The organism is Bacillus sp. TH17 (genome assembly GCF_016651125.1).
In the GTDB taxonomy this organism is placed as follows: Bacteria; Bacillota; Bacilli; order Bacillales; family Bacillaceae_G; genus Bacillus_A; species Bacillus_A mycoides.
Genome location: NZ_JAEKEN010000001.1, coordinates 3,686,510 through 3,704,993 on the forward strand (window position 1 = coordinate 3,686,510; position 18,484 = coordinate 3,704,993).

Sequence of the window (18,484 nt, forward strand, 5' to 3'; positions counted from 1 at the left end):
GAGATTTTGTATTTTCACTAAGAGAAAAAGGAAAAATATGTTTGTGAAATTATGAACAATTTCTGAACTATTGTCTGAAATTACCTATATAGAAGTTTATCTGTATTATAATGTTAATATCTTGGATAAAGTGATAAAGGTGGAGATCCTCATGGAACAAGCTTTAAAAATTACAGGTGTGTTATCTGACCCTACTCGTTATTACATTTATAAATATATTTCGCAAAAACATAATTACGTAACTGTACAAGAAATTGCAGATGAGTTTAACATTCATCCAAACGTGGCGCGTTTACATTTATCAAAATTAGAAGATGTTAATATGCTCAAATCAGAAACAAAAAAAACTGGGAAAGGCGGCAGACCAAGTAGACTATACGTCTTGTCTCAAGATGTCATCCAGTTACAATTCCCATTTCGCGATTATCAATTATTAGCACAGATAGCATTTAATTCACTACTAAGCTTAGGTAGCGCCGGTGAAAAAGCGCTATATGAAACAGGAAAACAATTCGGCAAAGAATTAATGCAACAACATATGCATCGCTTAAATGTAAGTGCAGAAGCATTGACGATAGAACAAAAAATGCTAATCGCAAAAGAAGCATTCTCAACAGCTGGCTTATCCCCTGCTTTTGAATTAAGTACAGATGGCACAAAAATTTTCTATGATGTACACAATTGCCCATTTAAAGAAGTTGCTGCGCATCATCCGACTGAAATTTGTAATATGCACGGAGATATGATGAAGGGGATTTTTGAAATCCTATTCCCGAACGTGGAATTAACACGAAACGATAGTCTACTAGATGGCTGCAAATCTTGTAACTATAAAGTGAAACTTTAATCAGTGGGGGGTGTTCTTCCCCCACTGATTATTAATTGAACCAATCGGGCTTTTACGGGCAGTTATCTCCCACCTAATTTCCTCGCATTTGCCGAATTTTGAGATGGGAGTTTTACTGCCCACAAATAGCGGGATAAAGTTCAAATTTAGTTTTTCAACTAAGAAGAAGTCAATATTATAATTGGCTTCTTTTTATATGAATGAATATTTACAATAGTTAGAAAAATGAACTATAATGAAAAGAGGTTTTACTTTTTTTAGAAAAGGAGGGAGATGGCATGGAGCGCATGTTTCGCGTTCTCGGCTTTTGGACTGGAATTTTCTCGGTTATGTTTTACGTAGGGGATATGCATTCGACCGCACTACTATTTTTAGGACAAACAGGATTCTTCGTACTTTTAAGTTATTTAAAATTAACAGAGCGTATGTATATATACGTATTCGGGGCATATTTAACCGTTTTCTTCATCGGATTTACATGGTACACAACATTTTTACTTGTCCCTGGAGCTGGGCATTAAGAGATGGCAAATTGCCATCTTTTTTTAATTCCGTAATTCCCTAGTTGACTTATAGGTTTTATTACCTTATATTCTATATAACACATTGGAATTAGGGGGAATCAACATGAATACACTGCTTGTCGGGATTAACATCACAGTCATGCTCATTTTAGTTGGCGTATTGTATTATATGCAACGTAAGCATGTATCTTTTAATAAACGTGTATTTACTGCTTTAGGAGTCGGAATTATCTTTGGTCTTATATTACAATTTATTTATGAACCTACTTCTAAAGTAATTATCGAATCAAATACCTGGTTTAGTTTAATTGGTAACGGTTATGTGAAATTACTTCAAATGATCGTTATGCCACTTATTTTAGTATCTATTATTTCAGCATTTACAAAATTACAATTAACGAAAAACCTTGGTAAAATCAGTGGTCTTATTATCGGAATTTTAATTCTTACTACAGGAATTGCCGCAGCTGTCGGTATAGCTGCAAGCGCAGGATTTGATGTATCAGCAACAGGTTTACAACAAGGTGATGCAGAATCTGCTCGTCTGAAATTAGTAGAAGAAAGATTTACTTCTATTGAAAAGACAACAATTCCAGACAAATTGTTAGAACTGTTGCCTACGAATCCTTTTCTTGATTTAACAGGTGCTCGTCCAACATCAACAATTTCTGTTGTAATATTTGCAGCCTTTATCGGGATTGCCTTTATAGGTGTAAAACGAAAATATCCAGAACAAGCAGAGCTATTTAAGAAAATGCTTGATGCTGTATATGCAATCGTGATGCTTATGGTAACATTAATTTTACGTCTTACTCCATACGGCGTATTAGCTCTTATGGCAAAGACAGTTGCTGGTAGCGATATTAACGCTATTTTAAAACTTGGTAACTTCGTGTTAGCATCTTACGTAGCTCTTATCGTAATGTTTATCATTCACTTATTATTAATCGCATTATCTGGTTTAAATCCAATTCAGTATTTGAAAAAAGTGTTCCCTGTATTAACATTTGCATTCACATCTCGCTCTAGTGCTGGTGCAATGCCATTAAATATTGAAGCTCAAAAAGAAAAGCTTGGTATTTCTGAAGGAATCGCTAACTTCGCTGCATCCTTTGGGGTATCTATCGGTCAAAACGGTTGCGCAGGTATTTATCCAGCAATGCTTGCTATGATGGTCGCTCCAACTGTAGGAATTGATCCATTACAACCACAATTCATTTTAACTTTAATCGCTGTCGTTGCTATTAGCTCATTCGGTGTTGCCGGTGTTGGTGGCGGTGCAACATTCGCAGCGTTAATCGTACTATCTACAATGAACTTACCAATCGGCATTGTCGCTCTTGTTATCTCAGTTGAACCATTAATCGATATGGGTCGTACAGCTCTTAACGTAAGTGGTTCTATGACAGCAGGTCTTATTTCTAGTAAATGGCTTGGTGAATTAGATCAGGATACGTACAATCAAGATGATGTAAAAACTGGTGAGATTGCTTCATAATAAAAAAGGACGCTAACAATTTATACTGTTAGCGTCTTTTTTATTATGTTCCATCTCTATACATCTTCTCTTGAAAGTTATCACTCCAAGTATTCTTCTAGTTGCTCTTTTAACTCTTCCTCAATCTCATAACAAGATTCATCAACAAGTTCCCCTACTTTCTTACTTCCCCAAACTCTCGACTGAGTTGGCATCCCTAAAAAAGTATTTTCGCATCTCCAAATTGGAATAATGTAAAATTCAATCATCTATCCTTCTTCATCTAATACCGCTATAGAAACTGATGAATAATATCCTATTTCAAAGGGATTCTCTTTTTCTCTTTCAAATCCTATATCTAATTTCATATTTTTCCCTATGTATAAATGCGAATACGCTTTAAAAAATACAAGTGATATTCGCTCTATTTCCTTTTCCATACATTTAATGTTCTCTTTCAACTCCAATGTAAACTCTTGTTCTTTATACTTCATTTCCGTCTCCCCACACATAGAAAAAGAGAATATAATGAAATATATTCTCTTTTCTCAAATATATTTCATTATCTCACAGCCCGTCCCTTTCACAAATAACCATTTTGCTCGCACCATGTATGAAATTGTCCTACATCTACTCCAACTAACACGATATCCTTTAGCTCTACAGCAATACTTTGTTCCCCAATTACAATAGCAAAATGGGATTCTAATTGTTTTTCATTTTTCTTTACAGTTCCAATTCGGTTCCGATGCGGCCCATTTTTTATATATGCTTTTTGTCCTACAATATCAAAGTTCAAGATTCTCACCTCTTTTACTGCGCTCAAATTGGAAATACAATCTCCACCTCGGAAAATTTCCTTTCATTGCACTATTTCTCTATATATATGACGAAACAATAAAAGAGTCCTTCCTTCTTTACAATTATTTTTTCTTTGTTTCATTTTTATGATTGAAACGTAAAGTTTATAATAAAATACACTTGGAAGCGCTTTCTACGTAATTTTTTATGTTATAATATAAAAGTAGAACTTCGTAAAGAGGGTTAAAAAATGAATATAAACATGATTAACAAAGTAATTGAAGCATTAAAAGTATATGGCTTTCAGGATGTATCATTCTGTGAAGAAACGAAGCAATTTTTATTTCATAACGAAACCGATATTATGAGCGGCTATGCAGAAATAACATATAGTAGTCAATTCGAAAAATTTAACGTACAAATTCATCCAATTGAAACGCATCACCAAGCAGAGTTACAAGAGGTTGAAAGACATATACAAGCTTGCATACGAAAAGTAGAGTATTTAAATGCACTTCTTACTGGACAAACAAAGCTAGATGATAAAATTATTATTATGTAAAAAAAAAAGAACGTGAAGCTGAACTGCACCCCAATTGTTAGACACAGTCTAACAATTGGAGGTGCAGTTTTTCTATGGCTAAATTTACAGCTGATGAAAAAATACAAATCGTTCTACGTTATTTGAACGGAAATGAAAGTTATCGAGAAATGGGTAGAGCGATCGGTATAAGTGGCACAATCATTTTGAATTGGGTAAACCAATATAAGCAGAATGGTGTGGAAGCTTTTCTAAAACGATGTACAAATTACACACAACAATTTAAACTAGACGTACTAAACTTTATGATTGAAAACGGTATGTCCTTATTTGAGACGGCAGCTATCTTTAACATTCCTGCCCCTTCAACGATTTCTGTTTGGAAAAAACAACTCGAAACACAAGGAATTGATGCCCTTCAATCTAAAAAAAAGGGGCGTCCATCCATGAAAAAAGAGTCAAATAAACAAGTAAAACAAGCTTTAGCTGAAGGGTCAGTCGAAGCACTTGAAGCACGTATTAAACAGCTTGAAATGGAAAATGAGTACTTAAAAAAGTTGAATGCCTTAGTTCAAAACAAGGAAAAGTCACTAAACAAGACAAAGCGCAAGTAGTCTATGAATTAAGGCATAAATATTCGGTGAAGGCACTCGTCGAGTTAGCTACTATTCCACGAAGCACGTATTATGATTTAGTAAAGAAAATGAATCGCCCAGATGTAGATGCCGATTTGAAAGCTGAGATTAAAGTGATTTATGAGGAGAATGAAGGTCGTTATGGCTACCGTCGCATTCGTGATGAGTTAGCGAATCGTGGTCAGAAAGTGAATCATAAAAAGGTGCAACGTATTATGAAAGAGCTTGGATTAAAGTGTGTTGTGCGTATGAAGAAATATAAATCCTACAAAGGGAAAGTCGGTAAAATTGCACCCAATATTTTAGAGCGTAATTTTTATGCAGATGCACCGAATCAAAAATGGGTAACAGACATCACAGAGTTTAAATTATTTGGAGAAAAACTGTATGTATCACCTGTATTAGACTTGTATAATGGTGAGATTATTACCTATACAATTGGTTCTAGACCGGCGTATTCACTTGTTTCAGAGATGTTAGAGAAAGCATTAGAACGTTTACCTGAAAACCACCAGCTACTGATGCATTCGGATCAAGGATGGCATTATCAAATGAGACAGTACGTCCGTACACTTGAATCAAGAGCTATCGTACAGAGTATGTCTCGAAAAGGAAACTGTTACGACAACGCAGTAATAGAGAATTTCTTTGGGATTATGAAGTCGGAGTTCCTCTATATAAAAGAATTTGAATGCATAGAGCATTTTAAAATAGAATTAGAAAAATATATAGATTATTATAATAAGAAACGGATTAAGGCAAAATTAAAAATGAGCCCGGTACAATACCGGACTCATTTGGATCAAGTAGCCTAATGAAATAACCGTGTCTAACTTTTAGGGGTCACTTCAAACTATCACGTTCTTTTTCATTATACGTTCATTTTCCCCTTCAGCTGTAATCCTGTAACAGATTCTAATACATCCATCGCTTCTTCAAACGTCATATCAAAAATTGTCTTCTCTTCTATATAGGGAAACTGTCTAAAGCGCTTTTCTAACATTTTCACTGCATCCGATGTGAAGTTTGCGCTATCAATTCCAAATTCTGTTTCAAGAAGCACAATCCAATCTAACACATGAAAACCTAATCCATTTACGAATGAAATAAGTTTTTCTTCTGGCTGTGGAGATAAGAATACGTTTCGCTCCAGCTCACTGAAAAGTTCTTCTCCTAAAATTCCTGCTAACTCATCATCATGTTCGCGTTCAATAATCTCTTCATAACCGTAATCATCAACAAGCTCTTCTACTTCTTCACTATCCGCAAAAAGCAATTGACTAAGAATTGCATCTTTCTTAAATTCACTGTTTTGTACAACCTCTAAAAAACTTGTTTCCCATCCATTTTCTAATTTCATATGTATAACTCCTTTATGTGCTTTACTTATAATCACTGTGCCCAAAATAGCCTAATGGTAACCTTCACTCTTTTTTTGCAAAAAATATTTCTCGCTGCATTCCCACGTCTAACATTCCACTTTATTCAATATATATGAGACAAGCCCCTCAATTTCTCCTTCGAAAATATCAACTTCTCGTAAATGGTAGAATGTCGTTTGCAACTCATTGCCCTTGTGATATATATAAATTTTCTTTTCTAAAGCAATTGCCATCCCTAATTCTGTATGACTTCCATTCCCACCCTCTAGTATGAGTAAGAAAACATCAGCTTCTCGTATCGCTTCTTGTTCTTCTTCACCAATCTTTTGCAATTGTTCTCTATTGGTTGCTCTTTCATTTTTCGTCCAATCATATGTATGATGCCATCCCACTTCTTTCAACTGGCTTGATACGAAACGAACAAGATGTTTATTTTGAAATCCTGAAGCAATATAAAATTTCATTTATATTCACTCCTTAAATATGTATGGGGAAACTCCTTTTTTAGCGTTAATGGGATTTTTTCAAAAAGAAATCCCCATCTTTAGAACTTAATTGCGTTTCAATGATGGGGTGCCTCATGATCTTCTTTTATTTTTTGTTTTTTATAACTTTCATCAGCTAACATTTCTAGTTCAGCTGTTATTTCTGATTTTTCAAGCTCTCGTTCTTGTGAAAATTTCCGTGAAATATAAACAATAACACTACCAACGTACAACACAAAGCATATAATAAGTGCAGTATTTTCATAGAGACTTAGCTCCAACACAGTCACTCCTAATCCATTCGTATTTTCACGCTTAATCAATTGGAATTTCCCTATTAACCATTTGTTACCCCGCATTAACGGGCAGTAAGACCCCCACCTCAAAATTCAACGAAAACAAAGAAGTTAGGTGTGGGATTAACTGCCCGTAAAAGCCCGATTGGTGAGGGCTAATAATCAGTGGGGATGAACCCCCCACTGATTAAAGTTTCACTTTATTGTAACATAAAAATATCAATTCTTGGAATCTTTCATCCTACTAAAAAAGACATGATTGTTTAATCATGCCTCTGAAATATGTTGAATGATAGTTTTAATCGCTTCTTTTCCATTATATTTTTTTAATGCTGTTTTATACGTCTCATTATTATGAGATAGCTCTTCTATATGCTTTATAAGTGAGTTCACCGTTACATCCTCTTCATATAATACCGATGCATACCCTTGTCTTTTAAAGGATTCAGCATTTAAAATTTGATCTCCACGGCTTGCAAATTTCGATAACGGAATTAAAACCATCGGCTTTTGCATTGTTAAAAATTCAAAAATCGCGTTGGATCCCGCACGTGAAATAACAAAATCTGTTGCTGCTAATATATCCGGCAACTCTTCATGTACATATTCAAATTGTCTATATCCTTCTTTATTTTGTAAGGATTCATCAAGATTTCCTTTTCCGCAAAGATGCACAATTTGATAATTTTTCAGAAGATCTGGAAGTGCCGATCGAACCGTTTCATTAATTTTCTTTGCGCCTAAACTTCCTCCCATAACAGTAATAACTGATTTCTTCCGGGAAAACCCTAGAAACTTTAAACCTTTTTCAAGATTTCCTCTTAGTACGTCTTCACGTACAGGCGATCCTGTATATATTACTTTTTCTTTCGGTAAATGTTTCGCTGCTTCTTCAAATGTAACAAATATTTTCGAGGCAAAACGGAGCGCAATTTTATTTGCTAGTCCAGGTGTCATATCAGATTCATGTAATAAAACTGGCACTCTATTTAGCCACCCTCCTATTACGACTGGTACGGATACGAAACCACCTTTTGAAAAAATAACATCCGGTTTTAGTTTACGAATTGTTACGTACGCATCCATAACACCCTTCATCACGAGAAAAGGATCTTTTATATTTTTCAAATCAAAATAACGACGTAGCTTCCCGCTTGCAATACTATGGTATGGGATTCCTTCTTTTTCTATAATCGTTTTCTCAATCCCTTGATGAGAACCAATATAAGAGATATCCCAGTTCTGCTTTTGTAAATGTGGAATAATTGCTAAATTAGGTGTTACATGCCCGGCCGAACCGCCACCTGTAAAGACTATTTTTTTCATACGTCTCCCCCTTCTACACTATAGTACACTAAAATACCTTGCCTCAGGGTGAGAAAATACCATAGCCGTTACAGACGCTTCTGGCTCCATCATAAATCCTTCTGTTAATGAAATACCTATTTCTTCTGGATGAATTAAGCGAAATAATTTTTCTTGATCAGCAAGTTCTGGGCATGCTGGATAACCAAATGATACGCGTATTCCTCTATATTTTGTACGGAATCTCTCTTCCATCGTCAGTTCAGGTGAATCTGGAATTCCCCAACGATCACGAATGAGCATATGTGTTTTTTCAGCAAGTCCTTCTGCTAATTCAAGTGCTAACGACTGAATCGCATGACTGCGTAAATAATCTCCCTTCGCCTTCCACTCCTCTGCAATATCTCGAACCCCTTCTCCAACGGTAACAGATAAGAAAGCGACATAATCCATCTCATCTCCAATCGGGCGTATATAATCTCCTAAAGTACGGTATGGTGCTTTCCCTTGTCTCGGAAATTCAAATTGCTCTATAATACGTGTGTGATCTTCCGGATCGTATATAATTATATTTTGTCCATCACTTTGCGCCGGGAAAAATTGATACACCGCTTTTGGGCGTAACCAAGATTGTCCTTCTTGTAATAATTCATCAATTAAATCATTTAGCTCATGTGCTCTTTTATCCCCTTCTTGCAAGAGTTTTTTTACGTTTCCTTTTAACCCAAGATGGTGTCCAATTAACATTTGTCTATTTAAAAACGGTGCAAGATGAAGGGCAGGAATATCCCGTAATACAACTCGTTTCGTCGAATCTGGCACTATAACAGTTGCTTTTGGCAACGGCTCAATAACTGCGGGAATTTCTATTTTTTTCTCCTCTTGTTTCACAATATGAAGATGGCGTTCCTTTTTATCTCGCTTCATCTTTTCACGTTCTTCTTCTTTTTGTAATTTGTTAATAATATCAAGACCTGTCATTGCATCACTTGCATAACATACGAGCCCTTTATAAGATGGAGAAATACGATTATCTGTAAATTTCCTCGTTAGTGCTGCACCACCTACAACAATTGGAATATCAATATTCGCTGCTTTTAAATCTTCAGCAGTCGTTACCATTTGTTGCGCTGATTTTACTAACAAACCAGAAAGGCCAATAATATCAGGTTTCTTTTCTTGTACTTCTTGAACAATTCGATCCGAACGAACATTAATTCCTAAATTAATAATTTCATATCCGTTATTTGATAAAATAATTTCAACAAGGTTTTTCCCAATATCATGTACGTCTCCTTTAACAGTCGCTAATAATACTTTCCCTTTTTTTGCACTCTCACTAGATTCCATATGTGGCTCTAAATAACTTACGGCAGCTTTCATACTTTCAGCACTTTGCAATACTTCAGCAACGATAAGCTCATTACCATTAAATAATCGCCCCACCTCATCCATTCCTGTCATAAGCGGCCCGTTAATAATATCCAGAGGTTTTCGTCCTTCTGTAAGCGCGAGACTTAGATCTTCTTGTAGTCCTTGCTTCGTACCTTCTACAATATAATTTGCCAGTCGTTCATCAAGTGTTAGCGTTTCTTGTATAACGACATCTTTCTTTTTGGCAACACGATAAAAGTTTGTAAATTTTTCTAACGTCTCTTTCGTCGTTTCAAATAATAATGCATCCGCAAGACGTTTTTCTTCCTCTGGAATTAACGCATAGCGTTCTAATTTTTCCGTATTAACAATCGCATAATCTAATCCTGCTTTCGTTGCATGATATAGAAAGACAGAGTTTAATACTTCACGTCCAGCTGGTGGTAAACCAAAAGATATATTACTCACACCTAGAATCGTTAAACATTCTGGTAACGCTTCTTTAATAAGACGAATTCCTTCTATAGTCGCTGCCGCTGAACCTATATATTCTTCATCACCTGTTCCTACAGGAAACACAAGCGCATCAAAAATAATATCAGATGGGCGTATACCATACTTTTTCGTTAGTAATTCATAGCTTCTTTTAGCAATCTCTATCTTTCTTTCTGCACTAACTGCCATACCATCTTCATCAATTGTCCCTACAACTATCGCAGCACCGTATTTCCGAAGAAGGGGTGTCACTTTTTCAAAACGTTCTTCTCCATCCTCTAAATTAATAGAATTGATAACACCTTTTCCTTGAATATAAGTAAGAGCTTTCGCCATAACATTTTCATCTGTTGAATCAATCATAATCGGTACTTTTAACACTTTCGTAACTTCTGCCAAGAATCTTTCCATATCTTCTATTTCATCACGATCAGGGTCTGCCATACAAATATCAATAATATGAGCATTTTTCTTCACTTGCGCTCTTGCCACTTCAGCAGCCTCTTCAAATTTCCCTTCTGCTACTAATCTTTTAAACTTACGCGATCCAATTACATTCGTCCTTTCTCCAACAAATAAAGGCCTCATAGAATCATCGTATTGCAACGCTTCTAGTCCACTAATTCCATGTCCAACCCTTTCATGATGCTCACGAGGGTTAATCGAGGCAAGCGCCGATTTCATTACACGTATATGTTCTGGTGTTGTGCCACAACAACCACCAATAATATTAATCCATCCTTCTTCAGCAAAACGTTTTACTTTTTCAGCAAGTGACGCTGGAGATTCGTGATAATGCCCATCTTCATCAGGAAGACCAGCGTTTGGATAACACGAAATATAACACTCCGATAAATCAGATAGGGAACGTATATGTTCCCTCATAAATTCTGGACCAGTAGCACAGTTTAATCCAACCGATAATGGCTTCATATGCTCTACCGATAAATAAAAGGCTTCGATCGTTTGACCCGCTAAAGTCGTTCCCATCGGTTCAATTGTTCCAGAAATCATAATAGGTACTATTTTGTTTAGTTCTTCAAACGCCGATTGAATTCCAATGTACGCAGCTTTCACATTACGCATATCTTGACTCGTTTCAACGAGTAATACATCAACTTCTCCTCTTAATAGTCCTCTCGCTTGCCTTGTATAGGCTTCAATTAACTCTTCAAAAGTCACACCACCTGTAACACTAATCGCTTTCGTCGTTGGTCCCATCGCTCCCGCAACATACACTTCTTTCCCACTTTCTTTAACCGCTTGCTTCGCCAAAAGCGCTGCCCTTTCGTTTAACTCTTCATCTAAATGAGACAATGCATAATCACTTAATACAATATTTGTTGCACCAAACGTATTCGTTTCAATAATATCTGCTCCAGCTTCAATGTAGACTTTATGAATATTTAAAATAACATCCGGTCTTGTTTTTACTAAATATTCATTACAACCTTCGTATTCTTCTCCTCCAAAGTCTTCCGCTGTTAAGTCTTCTTGCTGAATCATCGTTCCCATTGCACCATCTAATATTAAAATTTCATGTTGTAATCTCTCTTCTATTCGTTTCATCAATTAATACCTTCTTTCACTTCTTGCTTTTCTCTCACATATTTCACGAGATGTTCTGTAATTTCATATTTTAAAAACGGTGTAATAAGATAAATACCGTTAAAGTATTTCATCGCCGCATCGATCAACTCTTGTGAAATACGAATCCCTTCCTCTATGGCTGCATCTTTCGTTTCATGTCCATCCATTCTTTGTCTTATCTCTTCAGGGAGAGTAATACCCGGCACTTCAAAATGAAGAAAATCTGCGTTCCGCTTACTTACTAACGGCATAATTCCAATAAAGATAGGTTGTTCCAAATGCTTTGTCGCTTCATATACTTCTTCTATTAAAGCAACATCATATATCGGCTGCGTTAAGAAATATTCAGCACCAGCATCAATTTTTCGTTCCATTCGCTTGACCGCTGCTTTTAAATGCCTTACATGAGGATTGAATGCACCTCCAACAGAAAATCTTGTTGCCGGACCAATTGATTTCCCTAAAATAGAGCGTCCGTCGTTCATCTCTTTAATCATTTTAATGAGCTCTATCGATGACAAATCATATACAGAAGTTGCACCTGGGAAATCACCAACGCGCGCTGGATCACCAGTTAAAGCTAGCACTTCCTCCATACCTAATGCTGATAATCCAAGTAAGTGAGACTGTAGTCCAATGACGTTATGGTCTCTACACGTTAAATGCGTCAATACTGGAATATCATGCTTCGTTAATAATGCACCCATAGCCATATTCGAAACACGAGGAGATGCTAATGAATTATCTGCTAGAGTAATAGCATCCGCTCCAGCCCTTTTCAGTGCTCTTGCCCCTTCAAAAAAACGCTGCGTGTCTAACGTTTTCGGTGGATCTAATTCCACTACAACTGTCGTTTGTTTCTTTGCCTTTTCTGCTAGAGTAACATGAGCTCTCGAACGCTTCTCATGTGTATGGACCACTTTAGGCCTTTGAATCGTCTCCTTTGCTATTACAGGTGCAACATTTAGAGTAGCACGTTTCATTCCTTCAATATGTTCCGGGGTAGTACCACAACAACCACCTAATAAACGAATACCTTGTTCAATAAATTTCGGTGTCATTTCTTCAAAATACGCTGGACTTCCCTCATATACGTAACGCCCTTCCACATAATTCGGGAGACCTGCATTCGGATATGCTGATAAATAGCCATTTTGAGGAATCGATATCATTTTGAAAGCTTCCGTCATGTGAAGCGGGCCTAGTTGACAGTTCAACCCAACAACATTGGCACCGTAATCTAAAAGCTGTTTTAATATTTCATTGACATCATTCCCATTTTGAGTCGTACCTGCCTCATGTAACGCTAACTGAGCAACAATCGGAATATTCGTTTGTTTACGCAATACTTTAACCGCATGCAATAATTCAAATTCATCATAAAAAGTTTCTAATAGTAATCCATCAACCTGTTCTTCTAGTAAAGCACCTGCCTGCTCAAGTAACATAAATTCTCGCTCTATATCAGTCGTTGTAACAGCACCAATATGTTTCATACCTCCAATTGTCCCTAAAATTGCATTCCGATCTGTTACTGATGCTTTCGCAATATTCACTGCCGCTTTATTAATTTGGACAACTTGATTTTCTAGACCATACATGCGGAGTTTCGCTTCATTCGCACCATACGTATTCGTTTGAATAACATCCGCTCCAGCAGCTACATATTGTTTATGGATCGATATAATTAAGTCCGGATCAGACAAATTCAATTCTTCAAAACTACTTTGTAAACCATGCGAATGTAATAACGTTCCAACCGCACCATCACCTATTACAATTCCTTTTGATAATAAATCTAGTAATTTCACGAATCTCCCTCATTTCTATCAATATAAAAACCCCCTCTTCACTTTGAAGAGGGGGACATAATTGTTCCTCCTCTTATTATGCAAAACACACGTTTTGCAGGTTTTAGCACCGTTTCAAACATTTAGTTTGAAGGTTGCCGGGTTTCACAGGGCCTTTCCCTCCACCGCTCTCAATAAGAGTTTGTCTTTATTATTTTATTTATGTAGCTAAAAGGAAATACGTTCCCCTTTTAACAATGTTTGTTAATTTTTTATAAATTTAGCACGCACTAAAATAAAAGTCAATGACACTTGCGGAAAAATAAAAATTATTTAAAATAAAGTTGCAATTCAATTATCTTTTGTTGTAAAGTTAAAACCATAATAAAATTTCATACGAACATTCTTATCTAGAGAGGTAGAGGGACTGGCCCTTTGACGCCTCAGCAACCATTAACATTCATTCGTTAATAAGGTGCTAATTCCAGCAAATTGTGAAAGATTTGACAGATGAGAAGAAGACTCTATTCAATCCGAAAGCCTTCTTCTTAGAAGGCTTTTTTTATTTTCACTTAGTCGTTCACTTTAAAAAGGGGGAATTTTTACATGTCAACAATCGAAACAAAACTAGCACAAATCGGGAACCGTAGCGAAGCTACAACAGGAACGGTTAATCCACCTGTTTATTTCTCAACTGCTTATCGTCACGAAGGAATTGGTAAATCTACTGGATTTGACTATTCAAGAACTGGAAATCCGACTCGCGGCCTTTTAGAACAGGCAATTGCAGACTTAGAAAGCGGTGAGCAAGGGTATGCCTGTAGTTCAGGAATGGCGGCTGTTCTCCTTGTCCTTTCACTATTCCGTTCCGGAGATGAGCTTATCGTATCTGAAGACTTATACGGGGGAACATATCGTCTATTTTCCGAACATGAAGACAAGTGGAATATTCGATGTAGATACGTAGATACACAATCTATTAAACAAATTGAGCAAGCAATCACATCTCAAACGAAGGCTATTTTCATAGAAACACCGACTAATCCATTAATGCAAGTAACTGATATCGTAAGTGTAGCAAGTGTAGCGAAAAGGCACGGACTACTTCTTATTGTAGATAACACGTTCTATACGCCTTATATACAGCAACCATTAACAGAAGGTGCAAACATCGTCCTTCATAGCGCAACTAAATATTTAGGCGGTCATAACGATGTACTAAGCGGACTTGTCGTTGCGAAAGGGAAATCTCTTTGCGAGGAGCTCGCTCATTATCATAATGCCTCTGGTGCTGTCTTAAGCCCGTTTGATTCATGGCTATTAATTCGAGGCATGAAGACTTTAGCACTTCGCATGAAACAGCATGAAGAAAACGCTCATGCAATTGTTGCTTATTTAAATGATGAAGATGGTGTGACAGATGTATTTTATCCAGGAAGAGGTGGTATGATTTCATTTCGCCTTCAAGATGAAACTTGGATTAATCCTTTCTTACAATCTTTATCCTTAATTACATTTGCTGAAAGTCTTGGCGGTGTCGAAAGTTTAATGACTTATCCAGCAACGCAAACTCATGCCGATATTCCAGAAGATGTTCGAACAGCACGTGGTGTGTGTAATCGTCTTCTCCGTTTTTCAGTCGGCATCGAAAATAGCAACGACTTAATTCGAGACTTAAAGCAAGCAATTAAACTTGTAAAAGAAGGTGTAAGAATATGAGTTATTCCATAGATACGCTTTTACTGCATAATCAATACAAGCATGACTCACACACAGGAGCTGTTAACGTTCCCATCTATAACACATCAACATTCCATCAGTTTGATGTAGATGCTTTCGGAAAGTATGACTATAGTAGATCTGGAAATCCAACACGTGAAGCTCTTGAAGATATCATTGCTTTATTAGAAGGCGGGACAAAAGGATTTGCCTTTGCATCAGGCATTGCAGCCATTTCTACTGCATTTCTCCTTCTTTCACAAGGTGACCATGTTCTTATTTCAGAAGATGTATATGGAGGTACTTATCGAATTGTTACTGAAGTTCTCTCCCGTTATGGTGTTTCACATACATTTGTTGATATGACCAATGTGGAAGAAGTAAAAGAAAACATTAAACCAAATACGAAGCTCTTTTATGTAGAAACACCTTCTAACCCACTTTTAAAAGTGACAGATATTCGTGCTGTTTCTAATCTTGCAAAATCTATTGGTGCTCTTACTTTTGTTGATAATACATTTTTGACACCACTATTTCAAAAACCGCTTGATCTTGGCGCTGATGTCGTTCTTCATAGCGCTACAAAGTTTATTGCTGGTCATAGCGATGTCACCGCCGGATTAGCTGTCGTAAAAGATGAAGAACTCGCTCAAAAGCTCGGCTTTCTACAAAACGCTTTTGGTGCTATTTTAGGACCGCAAGATTGTTCTCTCGTGCTTCGCGGCATTAAAACATTGCATGTACGCCTCGAACATTCAGCTGCAGGTGCCAACAAAATCGCACATTTTTTACAAGAGCACACTAAAGTTCAAAATGTCTATTATCCTGGCTTACAAACACATCTTGGATTTGACATTCAACAATCTCAAGCTACATCAGCCGGAGCTGTCCTATCTTTCACTTTACAATCAGAAGACGCACTCCGCCAATTTTTATCAAAAGTAAAATTACCTGTCTTCGCAGTTAGTTTAGGAGCTGTCGAATCGATTCTTTCCTACCCAGCTAAAATGTCACATGCAGCATTGTCGCAAGAAGCTCGTGATGAAAGAGGTATTTCTAATTCATTACTTCGGTTATCCGTTGGCCTTGAAAATGTTGACGATTTAATATCCGATTTTGAAAATGCCCTTTCTTATGTAGAAGAACCTGTAAATGCATAAAGGGAAGAAAAGAAGCTGTGTACGAATAATAAAACTCTTCAAGAAATAAAATAGTTGTTTAAAAAGATGAACTCTAGAATAAATGACTGATGACTTGATTATTCTAAGATGTATCAGTTACATCCAAACATTTCATTATCATCATAATGAAGCTGATCATAATCAGCTTCTTTTCTTTTAACCTGTTATATATTCTATATATAACATTATAATTCCTTTGTCATATTATTTTAAAAATTTTGTATATTCATTTGAAAGAATAAGAAAATCATGATAAAATTGTGTTACGAATATATCTATATCTTTCAATTTTTGAAACGCATCAAAATTTTCACTCAAAAATGTCATTTTACAAAACTGTGCAAATTTATCTATTTTATTTACATCAGGGTCTCTTTTCTTACAATTTCTTTACTTTAGGACTTTTTTTCTGCAACAACTGTTTTCTTTTCTTTGATTTTTTGGTATGTATAGTATGGTATAACAGCTCACACGGAGGTGGAAAAGAACATGTTAGAAACCTTTCAAAAAGAAATAGAACTATATGAAAGCAATGCAGAATTATTGAAAGTGCTTGCTCATCCTGTTCGCTTATGTATTGTAAAGGGATTAATTGAACGTGGCCCAAGCAACGTTTCTACAATGTACACAGGCTTAAACATGCCACAATCTACAATTTCACAGCATTTAGCAAAGTTAAAAAGTGCTAAAATCGTTTCTAGTGAAAGAAAAGGATTGGAAATTTACTACAAAGTAGAAAACGAAACAATCATTCAACTCGTTCGCGTATTATTAGGTTAGGGACCTATAGACAGAGAAAAAGAGTGTATTCTATATTTTTCATCTCATATCTTTAATATAAATATATATCATGAGAGAAAATATATAATGCTACATAATTAAAAGTCGTATTAAAAAACAAGACACAGAAAATACTGTGTCTTGTTTTTTATATTGTTAAATATTGATTCAAAAGTAAATTCTTCATATCTTTTGTGTGTATAACAACATCGAAAGCATTACCTAATCCTCCGTTCAAAATCATAGAGCGAATAGCTCTATTTAGTTTTTGAGTTTCAGAAAAAGGGTTGGTATCTTGATGGCTAGCAAGCTGATCTAATATTCCTGCTGCTAACAAAAACTCTGATTGCTTCCTATGCCATATCGTATTAATTCCTTGTAGCTCAAAATTCATCTTCAACTCATCCCAATGAACATGCGTAGTAAGGTCCATTTCTCCTGGATATGCAAGAGGATTACGAATTAGCTTGTGCTTATAATATCCTCTTAAACTTCCTTCACGATGTGCAGGATGCATCCATTCTTCTTTTGTATATCCATAATCAACTGTAATACATATACCTTTCTGAAACCATTTCGCAATCTCTTCTATATACTCTTCCATTGCAATAGGCACTTCAAAGCGCTGTCCCTCAGCAATATGAATGTTATATTTCAATAAGTAACGACCGACTCTTTTCTCTATCGGTCTAAATACTTCTGTAAGGTTTCCCTCATCTGTATACGTGATACGTACTTCATACAAAATTCCATTTCTTTTCTCAACTATCTCAACAGGAAACGCATCAAATAATTCATTCGAAAAAATAATTCCTTCGAAAGACTCTCCCATTTCAATATAAGATGTATAATACGACACATTATCAAATAAGCAAAGCCTCTCCTGTTGTAGCCTTCTATGAAAAGGGCTCACTTCAATAATTGAATAGTTTAAATTGATAAAGGTTTCCGGAGATAATTGTTTCCATTCTTGTAAAACATCATAGGCAAACTTTCCTGTTCCCCCACCAATCTCACAAATATTTGGAAAAACTTCTCCCTTTTCAACAAGCCGAATAAAAAACTTAGCAAAAGTCTTCGCAAATACAGAAGATACATTGCTACTCGTAAAAAAATCTCCCTGTCTTCCAATTTTTTCACGTTCTCTCATATAATACCCATGTTCCTCTGCATATAATACGAGGTTCATATACGTACTATATGAAATCGAATGATCCTTTTCTTTTCCCATCCATTCTCTTAAATTGAGCTCCATCCCCATA

Annotated in this window: 16 protein-coding genes, 1 pseudogene and 2 riboswitches; of the genes and pseudogenes, 8 read left to right on the plus strand and 9 right to left on the minus strand. The window is 36.0% G+C overall.

Translation table 11 applies throughout. The features are described 5' to 3' along the window. The first annotated feature begins 151 nt into the window (after positions 1-151). The 3 genes from JFT95_RS18865 (at position 152) to JFT95_RS18875 (ending at position 2,869) form a co-directional block, all read left to right on the plus strand. The gene (locus JFT95_RS18865; RefSeq protein ID WP_002014995.1) at positions 152-847 is read left to right on the plus strand and encodes a helix-turn-helix transcriptional regulator; all 696 of its coding nucleotides are present in this window, start codon (positions 152-154) and stop codon (positions 845-847) included. Between the two features lie 278 nt (positions 848-1,125). Next, complete coding sequence (locus JFT95_RS18870; RefSeq protein ID WP_002015110.1) at positions 1,126-1,368, plus strand: DUF2626 domain-containing protein; 243 nt, start codon at positions 1,126-1,128, stop codon at positions 1,366-1,368. Between the two features lie 106 nt (positions 1,369-1,474). Continuing rightward, a complete protein-coding gene (locus tag JFT95_RS18875) occupies positions 1,475-2,869 on the plus strand; it encodes an L-cystine transporter (RefSeq protein WP_201052961.1) in 1,395 nt (464 codons plus the stop codon). Between the two features lie 80 nt (positions 2,870-2,949). Here the strand turns inward: JFT95_RS18875 and JFT95_RS29645 are convergent. Together JFT95_RS29645 and JFT95_RS18890 are read right to left on the minus strand one after the other, a co-directional pair. Continuing rightward, a pseudogene (locus JFT95_RS29645) lies at positions 2,950-3,342 on the minus strand (hypothetical protein). A gap of 89 nt (positions 3,343-3,431) precedes the next feature. Then, a complete protein-coding gene (locus JFT95_RS18890; RefSeq protein WP_133059861.1) occupies positions 3,432-3,647 on the minus strand; it encodes a DUF3912 family protein in 216 nt (71 codons plus the stop codon). Positions 3,648-3,899: 252 nt separating this feature from the next. Here JFT95_RS18890 and JFT95_RS18895 point away from each other — a divergent pair, with 252 nt between their 5' ends. Further along, positions 3,900-4,211: a hypothetical protein gene (locus JFT95_RS18895; protein ID WP_002165070.1), complete on the plus strand. Its 312-nt coding sequence runs from the start codon at positions 3,900-3,902 to the stop codon at positions 4,209-4,211. A gap of 74 nt (positions 4,212-4,285) precedes the next feature. Beyond that, a protein-coding gene (locus tag JFT95_RS18900) for an IS3 family transposase (protein ID WP_157404958.1) occupies positions 4,286-5,640 on the plus strand; the annotation gives its coding sequence in 2 pieces (ribosomal slippage) (positions 4,286-4,739 and positions 4,739-5,640; 1,356 coding nt in all). Between the two features lie 56 nt (positions 5,641-5,696). On the opposite strand, the gene JFT95_RS18905 is transcribed toward JFT95_RS18900, so the two are convergent. The 6 genes from JFT95_RS18905 to JFT95_RS18930 form a co-directional block, all read right to left on the minus strand. Beyond that, positions 5,697-6,185, minus strand: a complete 489-nt coding sequence (locus JFT95_RS18905) for a hypothetical protein (RefSeq protein ID WP_002015119.1) — start codon at positions 6,183-6,185, stop codon at positions 5,697-5,699. A gap of 108 nt (positions 6,186-6,293) precedes the next feature. Continuing rightward, positions 6,294-6,671, minus strand: a complete 378-nt coding sequence (locus tag JFT95_RS18910; RefSeq protein WP_088040153.1) for a nucleoside 2-deoxyribosyltransferase — start codon at positions 6,669-6,671, stop codon at positions 6,294-6,296. A 98-nt stretch (positions 6,672-6,769) separates the two neighbouring features. Continuing rightward, positions 6,770-7,012 carry a DUF3966 domain-containing protein gene (locus tag JFT95_RS18915; RefSeq protein ID WP_085960924.1) on the minus strand — a complete coding sequence of 81 codons (243 nt, stop codon included), beginning with the start codon at positions 7,010-7,012 and terminating at the stop codon, positions 6,770-6,772. A gap of 243 nt (positions 7,013-7,255) precedes the next feature. Further along, positions 7,256-8,314, minus strand: coding sequence for an undecaprenyldiphospho-muramoylpentapeptide beta-N-acetylglucosaminyltransferase (locus JFT95_RS18920; RefSeq protein ID WP_002067149.1), 1,059 nt, complete (start codon positions 8,312-8,314; stop codon positions 7,256-7,258). Positions 8,315-8,332: 18 nt separating this feature from the next. Further along, complete coding sequence (gene metH / locus JFT95_RS18925; protein ID WP_201052962.1) at positions 8,333-11,731, minus strand: methionine synthase; 3,399 nt, start codon at positions 11,729-11,731, stop codon at positions 8,333-8,335. Further along, the gene (locus JFT95_RS18930) at positions 11,731-13,563 is read right to left on the minus strand and encodes a bifunctional homocysteine S-methyltransferase/methylenetetrahydrofolate reductase (protein ID WP_061674786.1); all 1,833 of its coding nucleotides are present in this window, start codon (positions 13,561-13,563) and stop codon (positions 11,731-11,733) included. The genes metH and JFT95_RS18930 overlap by 1 nt, the downstream gene beginning before the upstream one ends. 70 nt (positions 13,564-13,633) lie before the next feature. Next, positions 13,634-13,743: riboswitch (SAM riboswitch) on the minus strand. Between the two features lie 202 nt (positions 13,744-13,945). After that, a riboswitch (SAM riboswitch) is annotated at positions 13,946-14,059 on the plus strand. An 89-nt stretch (positions 14,060-14,148) separates the two neighbouring features. Here JFT95_RS18930 and JFT95_RS18935 point away from each other — a divergent pair. From JFT95_RS18935 to JFT95_RS18945, 3 genes are all read left to right on the plus strand, one after another. After that, positions 14,149-15,261, plus strand: coding sequence for a methionine biosynthesis PLP-dependent protein (locus JFT95_RS18935; RefSeq protein WP_002015129.1), 1,113 nt, complete (start codon positions 14,149-14,151; stop codon positions 15,259-15,261). Next, a complete protein-coding gene (gene metC / locus JFT95_RS18940; RefSeq protein ID WP_002088638.1) occupies positions 15,258-16,421 on the plus strand; it encodes a cystathionine beta-lyase in 1,164 nt (387 codons plus the stop codon). The genes JFT95_RS18935 and metC overlap by 4 nt, the downstream gene beginning before the upstream one ends. A gap of 510 nt (positions 16,422-16,931) precedes the next feature. Continuing rightward, positions 16,932-17,222 carry an ArsR/SmtB family transcription factor gene (locus tag JFT95_RS18945; protein WP_000894375.1) on the plus strand — a complete coding sequence of 97 codons (291 nt, stop codon included), beginning with the start codon at positions 16,932-16,934 and terminating at the stop codon, positions 17,220-17,222. Positions 17,223-17,370: 148 nt separating this feature from the next. Here JFT95_RS18945 and JFT95_RS18950 read toward each other — a convergent pair whose 3' ends face one another. Next, complete coding sequence (locus JFT95_RS18950) at positions 17,371-18,483, minus strand: class I SAM-dependent methyltransferase (RefSeq protein WP_012261713.1); 1,113 nt, start codon at positions 18,481-18,483, stop codon at positions 17,371-17,373. Between the last annotated feature and the right edge of the window lies 1 nt (position 18,484).

What these genes read in the sequence shown, in the direction of transcription:
- JFT95_RS18865 (WP_002014995.1), top strand. Translation starts at nt 152, where the DNA reads ATGGAACAAGCTTTAAAAATTACAGGTGTGTTATCTGACCCTACTCGT.
- JFT95_RS18870 (WP_002015110.1), top strand. Translation starts at nt 1,126, where the DNA reads ATGGAGCGCATGTTTCGCGTTCTCGGCTTTTGGACTGGAATTTTCTCG.
- JFT95_RS18875 (WP_201052961.1), top strand. Translation starts at nt 1,475, where the DNA reads ATGAATACACTGCTTGTCGGGATTAACATCACAGTCATGCTCATTTTA.
- JFT95_RS18895 (WP_002165070.1), top strand. Translation starts at nt 3,900, where the DNA reads ATGAATATAAACATGATTAACAAAGTAATTGAAGCATTAAAAGTATAT.
- JFT95_RS18905 (WP_002015119.1), bottom strand. Translation starts at nt 6,185, where the DNA reads ATGAAATTAGAAAATGGATGGGAAACAAGTTTTTTAGAGGTTGTACAA.
- JFT95_RS18910 (WP_088040153.1), bottom strand. Translation starts at nt 6,671, where the DNA reads ATGAAATTTTATATTGCTTCAGGATTTCAAAATAAACATCTTGTTCGT.
- JFT95_RS18920 (WP_002067149.1), bottom strand. Translation starts at nt 8,314, where the DNA reads ATGAAAAAAATAGTCTTTACAGGTGGCGGTTCGGCCGGGCATGTAACA.
- metH (WP_201052962.1), bottom strand. Translation starts at nt 11,731, where the DNA reads ATGAAACGAATAGAAGAGAGATTACAACATGAAATTTTAATATTAGAT.
- JFT95_RS18935 (WP_002015129.1), top strand. Translation starts at nt 14,149, where the DNA reads ATGTCAACAATCGAAACAAAACTAGCACAAATCGGGAACCGTAGCGAA.
- metC (WP_002088638.1), top strand. Translation starts at nt 15,258, where the DNA reads ATGAGTTATTCCATAGATACGCTTTTACTGCATAATCAATACAAGCAT.
- JFT95_RS18945 (WP_000894375.1), top strand. Translation starts at nt 16,932, where the DNA reads ATGTTAGAAACCTTTCAAAAAGAAATAGAACTATATGAAAGCAATGCA.
- JFT95_RS18950 (WP_012261713.1), bottom strand. Translation starts at nt 18,483, where the DNA reads ATGGGGATGGAGCTCAATTTAAGAGAATGGATGGGAAAAGAAAAGGAT.